Origin of the sequence: Pseudomonas sp. PICF141, from assembly GCF_002286815.1 — a bacterium.
Lineage (GTDB): Bacteria > Pseudomonadota > Gammaproteobacteria > Pseudomonadales > Pseudomonadaceae > Aquipseudomonas.
Genome location: NZ_MUNM01000059.1, coordinates 39464 through 53478, shown reverse-complemented (window position 1 = coordinate 53478; position 14015 = coordinate 39464). Strand labels below are relative to the sequence as shown.

At 57.7% G+C, this 14015-nt stretch carries 14 protein-coding genes; 8 read left to right on the top strand and 6 right to left on the bottom strand.

The genetic code is table 11. The annotated features are described in order from the left end of the window. Positions 1 to 21: 21 nt before the first annotated feature. From BZL43_RS16805 to BZL43_RS27960, 3 genes are all read right to left on the bottom strand, one after another. Positions 22 to 408: a hypothetical protein gene (locus BZL43_RS16805; protein WP_143517867.1), complete on the bottom strand. Its 387-nt coding sequence runs from the start codon at positions 406 to 408 to the stop codon at positions 22 to 24. After that, positions 405 to 1745, bottom strand: coding sequence for a hypothetical protein (locus BZL43_RS16800; RefSeq protein WP_095633345.1), 1341 nt, complete (start codon positions 1743 to 1745; stop codon positions 405 to 407). Before BZL43_RS16800 ends, BZL43_RS16805 begins: the two co-directional genes overlap by 4 nt. Positions 1746 to 1898: 153 nt before the next feature. Then, the gene (locus BZL43_RS27960; protein ID WP_143517866.1) at positions 1899 to 2114 is read right to left on the bottom strand and encodes a hypothetical protein; all 216 of its coding nucleotides are present in this window, start codon (positions 2112 to 2114) and stop codon (positions 1899 to 1901) included. Positions 2115 to 2270: 156 nt separating this feature from the next. Between BZL43_RS27960 and BZL43_RS16795 the strand changes: the two genes are divergently transcribed. The 3 genes from BZL43_RS16795 (at position 2271) to BZL43_RS16785 (ending at position 4518) form a co-directional block, all read left to right on the top strand. Then, complete coding sequence (locus BZL43_RS16795; RefSeq protein ID WP_095633344.1) at positions 2271 to 2648, top strand: DUF6124 family protein; 378 nt, start codon at positions 2271 to 2273, stop codon at positions 2646 to 2648. Between the two features lie 242 nt (positions 2649 to 2890). Continuing rightward, positions 2891 to 3865 (top strand): D-glycerate dehydrogenase, encoded by a 975-nt coding sequence (locus BZL43_RS16790; RefSeq protein ID WP_095633343.1) that lies wholly within the window; start codon positions 2891 to 2893, stop codon positions 3863 to 3865. 143 nt (positions 3866 to 4008) lie between these two features. After that, positions 4009 to 4518 (top strand): DUF2165 family protein, encoded by a 510-nt coding sequence (locus tag BZL43_RS16785; protein ID WP_095633387.1) that lies wholly within the window; start codon positions 4009 to 4011, stop codon positions 4516 to 4518. On the opposite strand, the gene BZL43_RS16780 is transcribed toward BZL43_RS16785, so the two are convergent. Then, a complete protein-coding gene (locus BZL43_RS16780) occupies positions 4502 to 5419 on the bottom strand; it encodes a DMT family transporter (RefSeq protein ID WP_095633342.1) in 918 nt (305 codons plus the stop codon). The two genes, BZL43_RS16785 and BZL43_RS16780, sit on opposite strands and share 17 nt — an antisense overlap. A gap of 138 nt (positions 5420 to 5557) precedes the next feature. Between BZL43_RS16780 and BZL43_RS16775 the strand changes: the two genes are divergently transcribed. The 4 genes from BZL43_RS16775 to fecA all read left to right on the top strand — a co-directional run bounded on the left by BZL43_RS16775 (position 5558) and on the right by fecA (position 10585). Continuing rightward, the gene (locus BZL43_RS16775) at positions 5558 to 6433 is read left to right on the top strand and encodes an AraC family transcriptional regulator (RefSeq protein ID WP_095633341.1); all 876 of its coding nucleotides are present in this window, start codon (positions 5558 to 5560) and stop codon (positions 6431 to 6433) included. A 189-nt stretch (positions 6434 to 6622) separates the two neighbouring features. Continuing rightward, entirely contained in the window at positions 6623 to 7111 is a 489-nt protein-coding gene (locus BZL43_RS16770; protein ID WP_095633340.1) for a sigma-70 family RNA polymerase sigma factor, read from the top strand. Then, a complete protein-coding gene (locus tag BZL43_RS16765) occupies positions 7108 to 8046 on the top strand; it encodes a FecR domain-containing protein (RefSeq protein ID WP_095633339.1) in 939 nt (312 codons plus the stop codon). Before BZL43_RS16770 ends, BZL43_RS16765 begins: the two co-directional genes overlap by 4 nt. Positions 8047 to 8251: 205 nt before the next feature. Further along, complete coding sequence (gene fecA, locus BZL43_RS16760) at positions 8252 to 10585, top strand: TonB-dependent Fe(3+) dicitrate receptor FecA (RefSeq protein WP_095633338.1); 2334 nt, start codon at positions 8252 to 8254, stop codon at positions 10583 to 10585. Between the two features lie 305 nt (positions 10586 to 10890). Here the strand turns inward: fecA and BZL43_RS16755 are convergent, their stop codons facing one another. Both BZL43_RS16755 and BZL43_RS16750 read right to left on the bottom strand, forming a co-directional pair. After that, a complete protein-coding gene (locus BZL43_RS16755; RefSeq protein ID WP_095633337.1) occupies positions 10891 to 11298 on the bottom strand; it encodes an HPF/RaiA family ribosome-associated protein in 408 nt (135 codons plus the stop codon). A 217-nt stretch (positions 11299 to 11515) separates the two neighbouring features. Beyond that, positions 11516 to 12463 carry a LysR substrate-binding domain-containing protein gene (locus tag BZL43_RS16750; protein WP_095633336.1) on the bottom strand — a complete coding sequence of 316 codons (948 nt, stop codon included), beginning with the start codon at positions 12461 to 12463 and terminating at the stop codon, positions 11516 to 11518. Between the two features lie 135 nt (positions 12464 to 12598). Here BZL43_RS16750 and BZL43_RS16745 point away from each other — a divergent pair, with 135 nt between their 5' ends. Further along, positions 12599 to 13975 (top strand): L-serine ammonia-lyase, encoded by a 1377-nt coding sequence (locus BZL43_RS16745; protein ID WP_095633335.1) that lies wholly within the window; start codon positions 12599 to 12601, stop codon positions 13973 to 13975. Positions 13976 to 14015: the final 40 nt, after the last annotated feature.

Below are 14015 nucleotides of genomic sequence, written 5' to 3'. Positions count from 1 at the left end.
ACCCTGAATGTCTGAGAAGTCTTAATTCAGTAGACCGGTGTATTTGCCCCAAGCCCATAAAGCCACCATGCAAACAATGAAAAACGTTGCAATATGAAATGGAATATTGACCCACAACTTAAGCGTCGCAGGAAGTTGCGATAGATCCGAGATTGTCAGAGGCTCAGTTCGCTGCAGAAATGACTTGCTGGCGCAAAGCAATCCGCTAATTCGGCTCAAACGCATTAATCTGCTAATGGCTCCGCTGCCCATCAACTGATCTTCTTCTAAAACAGAGGACTTCTTAAGATACTTTTCAATTTCGTCAAGTTTGAAAAAAGCCACATATAAAATTACGACCAAATTTATTAGCATACATACCAATAAAAGTAGGGCGCATGCTCCATATAGGATTTTTTCTTGGCTCATGGAGTGGTTGCCTCGTGGATCAATTCTCCACTTGCCTCTCCCAACTTCGCCCCGATATTTCCTCCGACCGATGCTGTGCCCCCGCTGAGAATTAACGCGCAAACGATACCGCCTAAGCCGCGGGTCTTCAAAGCAATACCGGCGCAGTACTTTAAGGTGACTTTTCCCGTCACAACGCCTGCGGTAACCCCGCCAATTACGTTGCCAGACAGTTTACCGCCCTCGGAAAATTGCACCTGCCTGCAGTCTTCGGTGCTTCCTGTTCGGCAAACCTCGTTGATGCGCATGGTGGCTGCACCTGCTGCAAGTCCTATTCCTACATAGCCTCCCGCCTTCATAAACTTGGCGGCCTTCGCCACACCATCAATATTAGAGGCGTAGCCAGGTAACTGTGTTGGTGCCCCAGCCTTGTTCCAATGATGAATCGTTCTACGAGTAGAAAGGCCCAAGGCACGCTTGAGCTTGGGATGATCCGGAATACCGGTGCCTTTTCGTACAAGCCCCCCTAGGCCGGCATCGAGTTTGGCCATCAACCGCTTGCGCTGGGAAAAAAACTCAGGGGAGTGCAAATGGCCGTGTTTACGGAATTGCTGCTGATGCAGCCCATCAAGTTCTTTCAGGGTCGTTTTCAGACTCTCCAAATGCTGACCGATCATGAACGACGCTACGCCTAACGACCCCGCCGACACCTCCAAAAAAGGCTCGATCACTTCATGATGCTCGACTAAAAACGATGCCTCTTCATCACTCAGATCCTTCAATGCTTCGTTGACCTTCTGCGCCGCGATCATCATTTGCGCCTCTTCGCGGCGGCACATGTAATGCCGTGAATCGCTGAAAATCACCATTTGCCCCGGTTTCACCCGCTCATCGAGATGGCGATTGAGCGAGCGGAATTCCCGGCGCAGTGCATCGCTTGGCGGGTTTTCGTACAGTGAGCGCTCAAGGGCTTCGAGGGTCATGGGCTGCTGAATGATGTAGAAGCCCGACTCCACGGGTTTGGGCAGAGCGAAGGCGTGTTCTTCGACCAGATGTTGCGCCGGTGGAGGTTCGGGTTTGGGTTTGAAGGCATTCCATGAAGCACCGCCGTTTTCGGGATCGATGCGAGGCGTCACCATGACCCAATCACCGTTGCTAACGGCGTTGATGAGTTTCTGCTGATTGGCGGCCTGCATGTAGTTGGAGCGGTTGGCGCCGATCGCGCCAAGCAGATCGTCGAAGCCTTGCAGGTCGTAGGGATAGCTCAGGGCCTGGCGCAGGTCGGCGACGGCTTGATGGCTGTCTAGCACCTGGCCGCTTTGGCCGGCGAGTTGGTTTTGGGGGATGAGTCTGGTCACGCTCGTGTCCCGTTCCTTGGAAATGGGAGACTTTGGCGAGTGGGCTCAAGGGGGGATGCCGGGCGAATCGTTTTTGCGTGTAGGGGAAGTCCGAGTTTTTTGATGGCGACATTGTGGGTGCTGCCGAAGGGCTGCAATCTTTCGATCTTTACGTCATTGATAGCGCCGGAAGATCGAAAGATCGCAGCCTTCGGCAGCTCCTACAGACGGGGTGATTTTTGAGGATGTTTCCCACAGGTTTTGACGGTTGTTGCTTCGGAAACGAAATGGGTAGGCTTTGGGGGGCGCTACCAAATCAGCGATCAGGTCTGGAAAACCTGGCGAACACTTACCAAACCCCATGGCATACTGCGGCGCTTTTTTCTGCACGCAATTCCTTGTTATGGCGGCTGTGCGCGGGAGACCTTCGGGTCTGCCGGGTTTGGTGGATGTTCCGGTTTTTCCAGTCCGCGCGCAGCTGCCACCCTTTCGTCTGGAAAACGAAAGATGGCAGTTCCACTTCATCTGCCAATGAGTAACTTCCGCATGATCAAAGAAACACCGAATCCTCCTGAAACCGACGACGTTTCCCCCTACGAATCCCTCGATTCAAAAAAGCTCCACGATGCCGCTAACCGCGCGCTCGATCACTACCTCAATCCAGCCGCTCTCAAATCCCCCGTGGCTCGCAAGCCAAGCACGATGTACATGGTTGCGCCGGATATGAAAGATGAAGACCTGTTGGCTCACACCTGTGAATCGTTGGCCCAGGCCAGTGTGATGGCGACTGATTTTGCGGGGTATCTGGAAGGACCACATCGGCACACGGCGATGGCGATTCAGCAAATCGTCATGCTGGCCGAGCTGGCGGTGAACCGGATGCTGGATAACCTCAACGTACCCAAACCCGCGCCACACAGCTGACCCCTGTAGGAGCGAACTGTGGCGAGGGGGCTTGCCCCCGTTGGGCTGCGAAGTAGCCCCCCAATCGCTGATGTACCAAATATCTTGTGAGTGCTACGCACTCAAACGGGGGCAAGCCCCCTTGCCACAAGTTCGCTCCTACAGTTTTGGATGGTGTACACCCGGCAATCCGAGCGCTCGCATAATGTCCGGGAAGAATGTTAGCGTGCTTGGCATTCTCCAAGCCCGACGAGCCGCCTCCAATGAAAAAAACCGTCCTCGCCTTCAGCCGTATCACCCCACCGATGATCGAACGTCTGCAACAAGACTTCGACGTGATCGTGCCGAACCCGAAAAACGGCGACATCCATGCCCAATTCAATGAAGCCCTGCCCCACGCCCACGGCCTGATCGGCGTTGGCCGCAAACTCGGTCGCGCGCAACTGGAAAACGCCAGCAAACTTGAAGTGGTCTCCAGCGTCTCGGTCGGCTACGACAACTACGACCTCGCCTACTTCAATGAACGCGGAATCATGCTCACCAACACCCCCGACGTCCTCACCGAAAGCACCGCCGACCTGGCCTTCGCCTTGCTCATGAGCAGCGCCCGCCGCGTCGCTGAACTGGACGCCTGGACCAAGGCCGGCCAATGGCAAGCCACCGTCGGCGCGCCGTTGTTCGGTAGTGATGTGCATGGCAAAACCTTAGGGATTGTCGGCATGGGTAACATCGGCGCGGCCATCGCCCGTCGCGGCCGGTTGGGTTTCAACATGCCGATTATCTACAGCGGCAACAGCCGCAAGGCTGCACTGGAACAAGAACTCGGCGCGCAGTTGCGCAGCCTCGACCAGTTGCTGGCCGAAGCCGATTTTGTCTGCCTGGTGGTGCCGCTCAGCGAAAAAACCAGGCACCTGATCAGCCACCGTGAGCTGGCGCTGATGAAACCGAGCGCCATCCTGGTGAACATCGCCCGCGGCCCCGTAGTGGACGAAGCGGCGCTGATCGAAGCGCTGCAGAACAACCGGATTCGCGGCGCCGGGCTGGACGTCTACGAGAAAGAACCGCTGGCCGAGTCGCCATTGTTCCAACTGAAAAACGCCGTGACCTTGCCGCACATTGGCTCGGCGACTCATGAAACCCGTGAAGCCATGGCCAACCGTGCCTTGGCCAACTTGCGCAGTGCCTTGTTGGGTGAACGGCCGCAAGATCTGGTGAACCCACAAGTGTGGAAAGGCTGATTAAATAAGGGCAGACGTTTCAAACGCCTGCCCGCTCATTACATAATTTGCAATTCAGTCCGCCGTCATAAAACAGACACCCACGATAGACTCTCCATTACTGACCCGTACCCTTACGGGACTTAGCCATGGAGAGCAAAAGCTTGAACTCGTCGACAACTGACCATCTCATCAGATACAGCAAAATAATATTGATGGCCTATATCAGTTTCTTTGGCCTGATGGTGATGTTCAGCAACTTTACCGACTACGCAGCCAATTATGAGTACGTCGGCCACGTCCTGAGCATGGACACCACCCGGGAAAATTCAAACTTGAGTTACCGGGCAATTACCTCACCCATACTTCACCACCGAATTTATTGGGTCATTATTACCCTTGAAGTAATTTCTACCACTTTCTGCCTGCTGGGCACGTTCCATCTTTACCAAAACATCAATGCTTCTTCCGAGGTTTTTCACGAAGCAAAAAAGTTTGCGATCATTGGGCTATTGGTTGCCATTTTTATCTATTACGTCGTTCTACAAGTCATTGGCATCGAATGGTTCAACATGGATGAGTCACTCACCTGGAACGCCAAGGACTGGGCTCGAAATATTGTCGATTTCATAGTGCCGGTGCTGATTTATGTGGCCATCAGGATCGAGCGCTGAGTTGTTCGGTGCCGCTTCTTTGCATTATCGACACCTTGGCTTTACGGAACACGAGCACATTGCCCAGCATCACCAATACCAACCCGACCAGTGCTGGCGCGGTCCATTGATAACCTTCGAAAAACGCCGACACATTCAGCGCCACCACCGGAAAGAGTACGGTGCAATACGCTGCCCGCTCCGGCCCCATGCGCCCCACCAGCGTCAGGTAGGCGGTGAAACCGATCACCGAACCCGGAATCACCAGGTACAGCAACGACCCGATGTAGCGGGCATTCCATTCCATATCGAACGGAATACCTTTGACCAGACACCACACCGTCAACATCGCCGCGCCGTAAGCCATGCCCCAGGCATTGGTGGTCAAAGGCTTCAGGCCGGCTTTCTGTTGCAGGCTCGACAGCATGTTGCCGGCCGAAAAGCATAAGGTTCCGAGCAGCGCCAAGCCCAACCCGAGCAGGGTGTCAGGGCTGGCGGTATGACCGGCCAGCTCCGGCCAGAACAACAAGCCCAATCCGAGCAAACCCAGTGCACCGCCCATCAGTACATTGCGAGCGATTTTCTGACCGAATAACACCCGTGCGTTGAAGGCATTCCAGAGGGTGGCGGTGGAAAACACCACGGCGATCAGACCGCTGGGAATCCATTGGCTGGCGGTAAGAAAGCACATGAAATTGATGCAGAACAGGCACAAGCCCTGCGCCAGGCAAATCAGATGTCCGCGACGGTTCATCACTTGCAGACGGCGGCTGAGCAGCAACATCACGAACAGCACCAGCGCGGCAAGGCCGAAGCGATAGACGATCGACACCGGAATCGCCACCACGCCCAGTTGCCATTTCAAGGCGATCCAGGTGGTGCCCCAGATCAGCACGGTCAGTAGATACAACGAAAGGTTCATGGTGAAGACTCCTGAATAGGCCTTCAGTGTCTGGCGCGAAACATTTTTGCACTTGCATAAACTTGCGGTTTTGTCGGCGGCCGGGCTGGCAGGCCAACATCTACGGAGTAGGATGCAAGGCGTTGGAGAGAACCGATCATGGCCGCACTGGAAACCCTGCAAGTCTTTCAAGCGCTTAACCGCTCGCCCAATGCTCGCCTGGAGCACAGCGCCGAGCTCGGTGACGGCATGGCCGCAGCTTTGTGGAACAACCACCACGATGCCCAGGATTACGAAGCGCCGAGCCATCACACCTTGTCTTGCTACATCGCCGGCGGCACCGGTACTTTTCGCCGCGACCAGCCCGGCACCAAGGGTGGCCCGGACAAGCTGTGCATTCTGCCGGCCGACCATCAGTCAGGCTGGGTGATCAACGGCGATATTCGCCTGGCCCACCTGTATTTCAGCCCCGAACAATTTGCCCTTGGTTGCGTCACGCTGCTGGATCGCGAACCTCGGGAATTGCAGTTGCGCGAGCGCACGTTCCTCGAAGACCCGCAGCAAGCCCGACGCTTTCGGCAGTTGATCACCCTCAACTGGGATGAACCGGGCGAACGTCTGCTCACCAGCAGCCTGGCCCACGAAATGCTCAGCCATGCCCTGCTCAGCCAGGTTGGTTTACGTGAGGGCTTGCGACTCAAAGGCGGGTTGGCGGCACATCAACGGCGGCAGTTGATGGCGTTCATCGACCATCAATTGGCGGAAGCGATCAGCCTTGGGCAGTTGGCTGCATTGTGTGCGTTGTCGGAATACCACTTTGCGCGAATGTTTCGTGTGAGCTTCGGTTTGCCGCCGCATCAATATGTGCTGGCTCGGCGACTGAAGCGCGCGCGGGACTTGTTGCGCACAACGTCGCAGCCGTTGGGGGATATTGCGTTGGCCTGTGGGTTTGCCAGTGCGAGCCATTTCACTAACCGGTTTCGCCAGGCGTTGGGTGGCACGCCTGGGGAGTATCGGCAGGCGTTTTTGCGGTAAAGCAAGATCAAAAGATGCAGCCTTCGGCAGCTCCTACACGGGAGGCGAACGTTGATGGAGCCGTCGCAGCTTTTTTAACGAGTCTGAAGAGATAGCAGCCAGGAGCCGATTGCCGGATGCCGCCCTCGCCACTACAATGCGAACAATTCTTGTTCTCTAACGTATCCAAATGCGTCCGGAGCGGTTCCGTTGTCGTCAGCCACTACCGTCGAAGTTCTTTATCAGGCCCATCACAACTGGCTCACCGGTTGGCTGCGGCGCAAACTCGGCTGCCCTGACAGCGCCGCGGATCTGGCCCAGGACACGTTCATTCGAGTGCTGACGGCACGGGAAACGCCCCGGATCATCGAACCGCGGGCGTTCCTCACTACCATCGCCAAGCGTGTACTGTTCAATCATTACCGCCGTCAGGATATAGAGCGCGCCTACCTCGACGCGCTGGCGCAGAGGCCGGAAATCGTCGCGCCATCGGAGGAGGATCGGGCGATCATCCTGCAAACGCTGATGGAACTCGACCAGTTGCTCGACGGTTTGCCACGCCTGGTCAAACGCGCCTTTTTGCTGGCTCAGCTCGATGGCTTGACGTATCCACAGATCGCCGCCGAACTGGGCATTTCCATTGCCACGGTCAAACGGCACCTGAACAAAGCGGCGATGCGCTGCTACTTCGCACTATGAACAGCCCTGCGGATTTCTCCTCTCAAGTGGCCGTGCAGGCCGTGCACTGGTGGATGCAAGTCCAGCAAGGGCCGTTGAATCCGCGTCAGCAAATCGCCTGGCAGCAATGGCTCGATGCTCACAGTGAGCATCGCCGGGCCTGGGAGCATATTCAACGGGTCAACCAGCGCTTGCGCGGTGTGTCTTCACCGCTGGCCCATGCGGCCCTCAACGCACCGAAATCCGCCGGGCGCCGTCAGGCATTGAAGCTGTTGCTGATTCTCGGCGCGGGTTCGGCGGTCACCTGGGGCATGCGCGAGCACATTGCGCTGACGCCATTGTTGGCCGACTACCGCAGCCCGATCGGCCAGCGACGTAAAGTGCCGCTCGGCGATGGTAGCCAGGTGCAGCTCAATACTGCCAGTTCGGTCGATGTGCGAATCGACGGTCAGCAACGGCTGATCCGCTTGCTTGAAGGCGAAATGCTGCTGACTGCCGCCCAAGCGTTTCAAGTACAGACGGCACAAGGCCTGTTGAAAACCCAAGGTGGGCGCCTGAATGTGCGGCAGTTTGCCGATCACACTCAGGTGGCGGTGTTCGAAGGCAGCGTCGAATTGACGCCCGATGGCGGCGCACCGCTGATGCTGCAAACTGCCCGGCAGTCGAGATTCGACACACGCGGCATCGGCGCTCCCCGGCCACTGGACGCCAACAGCGGCGCCTGGGCCGAGGGCATGCTGGTGGCCGCGCACATGCGCCTGGGGGATTTTCTCGATGAACTCGGTCGCTATCGCCGGGGGCAGCTTAATTGCGCGGCGAATGTTGCCGACCTGCTGATCTCCGGGACTTATCCACTGGACGACAGCGAGCGGATTCTTGATCTGCTGGAAATCAGTTTGCCGGTGAAGGTGAGGCGTTTTACCCGGTATTGGGTGACGGTCGAGGCGCGCGCGTAAATGATCGTTCCCATGCTCTGCGTGGGAATGCAGCCCGTGACGCTCCGCGTTACTTCCAGAGCCGAACGCGGAGCGTCCGTTGAGGCATTCCCACGCAGAGCATGGGAACGATCTTCAATCTCAAAAAAAAAGTGAGCCGTTTTTCAGATCTGGCGTGACAGAGAAGGAAAGCCCCCTTGATTCAACCTTCTCAGGATCGCCTTTCATGCAACCCATCCGCGTCACACCGCTAACCCGCACCTTGCGCCAACTCTTGCTGGGCGCCAGCCTGAGCTTCGGAGCACTGCCGCTGGTGCATGCCGCCGACACCAAGCCGTATCACATCGCGCCGTCCTCGCTGGAAAACGCCCTCAACCAGTTTGGTCGCGAAGCCGGCGTGCTGATCTCCTTTGGCTCGCAAGTCACCAGCGGTGTGCAAAGTCGCGGCCTGGAAGGCCACTACACCCCTTCCCAGGGTTTGAACGCGTTGCTCGAAGGCACCGGCCTGCAAGCTCGCGCCGAGGGCGACAATGCTTTCAGCCTGCAACCGGCGGGTGATGCGGCGCTGGAGCTGGACACCTCGAAAGTGGTCGGCGACTGGCTCGGCGATGCGGCGCAAACCAACGTCTTCGAACATCCTGGCGCTCGCGATGTGATCCGCCGCGAAGAATTCGAACGCCAGGGCGCGACTCAGGCCAAGGATGTGCTCAATCGCATTCCGGGGGTCAATGCGCCGGACAACAACGGCACCGGCAGCCATGACATGGCGCTGAACTTCGGCATTCGCGGGCTCAACCCTCGACTGGCTTCGCGCTCCACGGTATTGATGGACGGCATTCCGGTGCCCTTCGCACCTTATGGTCAGCCGCAGCTTTCGTTCGCGCCGATCAGCATGGGCAACATGGACGCGGTCGACGTGGTGCGCGGCGGCGGTGCAGTGCGCTACGGGCCGCAGAACGTCGGCGGTGTGGTCAACTTCGTGACTCGCGCCATTCCCGATGAACCGACGGTCAAGGGCGGCTTCCAGACCGAAACCAGTCCATCGTCCAGCCATGACGGCTTCAAAACCACCGGCAATTTGCTGGCCGGTGGCACGGCCGATAACGGTCTGGGCGGCGCGATTCTGTACTCGGGCACCCGTGGTGGCGACTGGCGCGAACACAGCGACACCGAAATCGATGACCTGATTCTCAAGGGCAAATACCAGCTCGACGAGGCCAACAGCTTCAACGCCATGGCCCAGTATTACGAAGGCAAGGCAGACATGCCCGGCGGGCTGAACGTCGCCGACTACGACGCCGACCCGTACCAGTCGACCCGCCCGAAAGACCAGTTCTGGGGCCGCCGCACGATGTTCAATTTCGGCTATCGCTATCAGCAAGATCGCCGGGAGTTCACCGCCAATACCTTCTTTACCAAAACCCTGCGCAGCGGTTATCTGGACCAGGGCACGTTCCTCTCGCTGTCGCCACGCGAGTATTGGGTACGTGGCCTGGAAACCCGTTTCGCCCAAGGCTTCGACCTCGGCCAAACCAGCCATGAAGTCGGCGTCGGCTATCGCTACATCAACGAAGCCAGCCACGAACTGCGCTACCGCACGCCGATCGCCAGCAACGAACTTCCGACCACCAACAGCCGCAACGACCGCGATACGCGGGGTGGCACCGAGGCCAATGCGTTCTTCGTCGATGACCGGATCGACATCGGCAAGTGGACGATCACCCCGGGCATCCGCTACGAAATGATCGAGTCGCAGCAGACCAACAACCTGACCAACGTGAAATACAAAGGCGACTACAACACCGCCCTGCCAGCGTTGAACGTGCTCTATCACCTGACCGACAGCTGGAACCTCTACGCCAATACCGAAGGTTCATTTGGCAGCGTGCAGTACAGCCAGATGCCTAACCGGGTGACCAGCGGCGAAGTCAAACCGGAGAAGGCGCGCACCTGGGAACTGGGCACCCGCTACGACAATGGCCCATTGCGTGCCGAGATTGGCGCGTTCCTGATCAATTTCGACAATCAGTATGAAAGCAATCAAACCAATGATTCGGTGATCGCCCGTGGCGAAACCCGTCATCAAGGCATTGAAACCAGCATCAACTACGCCCTCGACGATTTGAGCCCGGCGCTGGCCGGTTTCGATGTGTACGCGACTTACGCCTATGTCGACGCAACTATCCGCGAAGACGGTCCGAACAAGGGCAATCGCGTGCCATTCTCTTCGAAACACAAAGGCACAATCGGCGTCGGCTATACCGAAGGCGCCTGGAAACTGAACCTGGACAGCAGCTACCAGAGCGACCAGTTCGCTGACAACGCCAACACCTCGGCCGAAAGCGCCGATGGCAGCACCGGCAAGATTCCGGGGTACATGTTGTTCAGCAGCCGTGCGGCGTATGACTTCGGGCCAAAGTTGGCGGACTTGAATATAGCGGTGGGGGTGAAGAACATTTTCAACCACCAGTACTTCACTCGCTCGTTCGATGACAACAACAAAGGCAAGTACGTGGGAGAACCGCGCACGGTGTATATGCAGACTTCCGTCGCGTTTTGATTCAATGATGGCTAGAGCGGCGAGGGGGCTTGCCCCCGTTGGACTGCGTAGCAGTCCCAAAACAATCCAATGAGTTGTGTCAGGCAAAACCGGATAGCAGGTTTTGCGACTGCTACGCAGCCGAACGGGGGCAAGCCCCCTCGCCACAGTAAGCCCCTTTACCACAGTAAGCCCCCTCACCACAGAAGCCCCTCGCCGCAGGTTTCCACAGGAGCCAGCGAATACCACAAACAAGAACGGGCCTGCATAAGCAGGCCCGTTTTTCAGGTGGAGAGAAAGTGGAAAGGTAAAAAGTGAATCAAGCCTCAGCCGTTTTGTGCAGCCTGTTCGTTCTCCAGAAACTCGTCTTCCAGCAGCGCATCGGCCGTAGGCCTTTCGAACGGCACCACAGCGGCACGTGGTTTGCCCCGCAGTTTGCCGAACAGATGTTCAAGCGCATGTTCGAGTTTTTCAGCCGCACCGTCGATCGCCATTTCCAGGTTAGCGGCTTTATGGGTCACAGAAATCGGTTGATGGCCTTTTGGCCGCGCTTCCAGCTGACAGCGTATATCGTGGGGACCGGGCTTGTCGCCGTTCTCATCCCGCAGGTGGACCTCGACGCGGGTCAGGTCCTCTTCATAACGTTCGAGCGTGCTCTCAATGGTAGTACGTACCCACTCCTCCAGTCGGATGCTGCTTTGAATATGGTTATCGCTATTGACTTGGATTTGCATAGTTCATCCCTTATTTCAGCTAGCTCGCGAGAGGCCCCTTCGGCTGGCCCTTGGGCTTCATCACCGTGACCTCTTGGTTACACAATCGGTGTGCGCGCAAAACATTTCAACCCCTAAAAAAAGATAAATATTCATTCGCAAAAAAAGCCGGACAACGGGTAAAAGCGCTGTTAATGTCGGGAGTTCGGTCGCCCCTGGCTGATGTTCCAGGCTGCTGTCACATCTGCCGCTCCGCCAGCGGGTGCAGGCTACGAAATACCCCCGCTTCTTCCACCAGCCAGTCATGCACCGCGCGCACGCCCGGATGGCTTAGCGCACCCGGCGCATAAAGCAGCACGTAACGCTTGTGATTGGGCACCGCCAGGCCAAACGGCACGATCAGCGTCCCGCGCTCCAGTTCATCGTTGAGCAGCGTTCGCCGCGCAATCGCCACGCCCATCCCGGCAATCGCCGCTTCAATGGTCAGGTGATTGCGATTGAAAGTATGCCCGCGCCGCACATCCGCGCCCTCGAAGCCGATGGCGTTGAGGTAGAACTCCCATTCCGCGTATTCGTAACTGCCGCGCCAGGCGGTGATGTCGTGCAGCAACGGAAAATGCACCAGGTCCGCCGGGCCATGCAGAGGCGGCCTTGCGCGCAACAGGCCAGGGGCGCACACCGGAAAGATCTGCTCATCCAGCAAGGTTGTGGATAACAATCCCGGATAACTGCCGTCATTGAGGTCAATGGCCAAATCGAAGTCGCCCTCATGCAATGGCACGCTGCTGTCCTCGGCCACCAGCCGCAGCTGAATGTCCGGAAAACGCTGTTGCAAACGCGGCAGGCGCGGGGTCAGCCATTTGCTCAGGAAGGAGGGAATCGAGCGCAGCCGCAATATCCCGCTGATCATTCCCGCGTCCAGTCGTCGCAATTCCGCATCGATGCTGCCGTAGGCTTCATTGACGGTGATAGCCAATCGCTGGCCCTTGGCGCTCAACTCCACACCCCGGGCGCGACGATGAAACAGGCGAAAACCCAGCCGCTCTTCCAGTTGGCGAATTTGCTGACTGACCGCACCCGGCGTGATGTGCAATTCCTCGGCGCAACGGGTGAAGGACAAGTGCCGCGCGGCACACGAAAACACGTGCAGCCAGACGTAGGTCTGGGCATGCAATTGGCGACTCATTGTTTAGTCCTGCTAAAGGCTGTCTTAGGAAGTTTCGTTGGTCACGTAGGACCGAGGTTGGCAGTATCGCCCACCTTGCGCTTGGCCTACAAAAATGGCGGCGATTTCTCTTCCATTGCTTGTATAGGCTTTAGCATGGCTATCAGTGTTTTCGATCTCTTCAAAGTTGGCATCGGTCCGTCCAGCTCCCATACCGTCGGCCCGATGCGCGCCGCAGCAACCTTCACCCAGGCACTGATTGACCAGCATTTACTGGCCGATGTACGGCGGGTAGAAATCCGCCTCTACGGTTCGCTTTCGGCCACTGGCGTCGGTCACGCCACCGACCGTGCCTGTGTCATGGGCCTGATGGGCGAATGGCCAGACAGCATTGATCCGAATTCGATCGACAACCGAATCCAGGCGTTGCATGAAACCGGTGAACTGAGTCTGGCCGGCAAATCGACCATTGCCTTCAACTGGCAGCGCGATCTCCTGCTGCTGGACGAGAGCTTGCCCTACCACCCCAACGCGATGTCGCTGACAGCCTTTGGCGAAACCGGTGAACTGTTCGAGCAGACGTACTACTCGGTAGGCGGTGGTTTCATCATCGAAGCCGCGGAAGCCGAGTCCGGCATTGCACCGGCCAGCGATGTGGTGCTGCCCTACGATTTTTCCAGCGCCGCCGAATTGCTCAAACTCTGCAACCAGCACGGTCTGCGGGTTTCCGAATTGATGATGGCCAACGAACGGGCCTGGCGCAGCGACGCCGAGATTCGCCAGGGCTTGCTGCATATCTGGTCGGTGATGCGCGAGTGCGTCGAGCAAGGTTTACGTCACGAAGGCATCCTGCCCGGCGGTCTGAATGTTCCGCGCCGCGCCGCGAAATTGCACCGCAGCCTGTTGGAAATCAGCAAACCGAATGTCATCAGTTCCACCCTGTCAGCCATGGAGTGGGTCAACCTGTTCGCCCTCGCCGTGAACGAAGAGAACGCGGCTGGCGGACGCATGGTGACCGCGCCTACAAACGGGGCGGCGGGGATCATTCCCGCCGTGTTGCACTACTACATGAAATTCAACCCGGACGCGTCGGACGATGACGTGGTGGCGTTCTTTTTGGGGGCTGCCGCTGTAGGCATTCTGTGCAAGAAAAACGCCTCGATTTCCGGCGCCGAAGTCGGCTGCCAGGGCGAAGTCGGTTCCGCCTGCGCCATGGCCGCCGCCGGCCTGGCCGACATACTCGGAGCAACTCCCGAGCAACTGGAAAATGCCGCCGAAATCGGCCTGGAACACAACCTCGGCCTGACCTGCGATCCGGTCGGCGGCCTGGTGCAGGTACCGTGTATCGAGCGCAATGCAATCGCTGCCGTAAAGGCGATCAACGCCACACAAATGGCCCTGCGCGGTGACGGCAAACACTTCATTTCCCTGGACCGGGTGATCCGCACCATGCGCGATACCGGTGCCGACATGCACGACAAATACAAAGAAACTTCACGGGGCGGCCTGGCTGTCAACTGGGTGGAGTGCTGAAGAGCACTCCGAAGCAGGTGCCTGCCTGACCGTCCGCAAA

Excerpts from the sequence above, each read along its gene's own strand:
- BZL43_RS16805 (WP_143517867.1), bottom strand. The coding sequence starts at position 408 with ATGAGCCAAGAAAAAATCCTATATGGAGCATGCGCCCTACTTTTATTG.
- BZL43_RS16795 (WP_095633344.1), top strand. The coding sequence starts at position 2,271 with ATGATCAAAGAAACACCGAATCCTCCTGAAACCGACGACGTTTCCCCC.
- BZL43_RS16790 (WP_095633343.1), top strand. The coding sequence starts at position 2,891 with ATGAAAAAAACCGTCCTCGCCTTCAGCCGTATCACCCCACCGATGATC.
- BZL43_RS16780 (WP_095633342.1), bottom strand. The coding sequence starts at position 5,419 with ATGAACCTTTCGTTGTATCTACTGACCGTGCTGATCTGGGGCACCACC.
- BZL43_RS16775 (WP_095633341.1), top strand. The coding sequence starts at position 5,558 with ATGGCCGCACTGGAAACCCTGCAAGTCTTTCAAGCGCTTAACCGCTCG.
- BZL43_RS16765 (WP_095633339.1), top strand. The coding sequence starts at position 7,108 with ATGAACAGCCCTGCGGATTTCTCCTCTCAAGTGGCCGTGCAGGCCGTG.
- fecA (WP_095633338.1), top strand. The coding sequence starts at position 8,252 with ATGCAACCCATCCGCGTCACACCGCTAACCCGCACCTTGCGCCAACTC.
- BZL43_RS16755 (WP_095633337.1), bottom strand. The coding sequence starts at position 11,298 with ATGCAAATCCAAGTCAATAGCGATAACCATATTCAAAGCAGCATCCGA.
- BZL43_RS16750 (WP_095633336.1), bottom strand. The coding sequence starts at position 12,463 with ATGAGTCGCCAATTGCATGCCCAGACCTACGTCTGGCTGCACGTGTTT.
- BZL43_RS16745 (WP_095633335.1), top strand. The coding sequence starts at position 12,599 with ATGGCTATCAGTGTTTTCGATCTCTTCAAAGTTGGCATCGGTCCGTCC.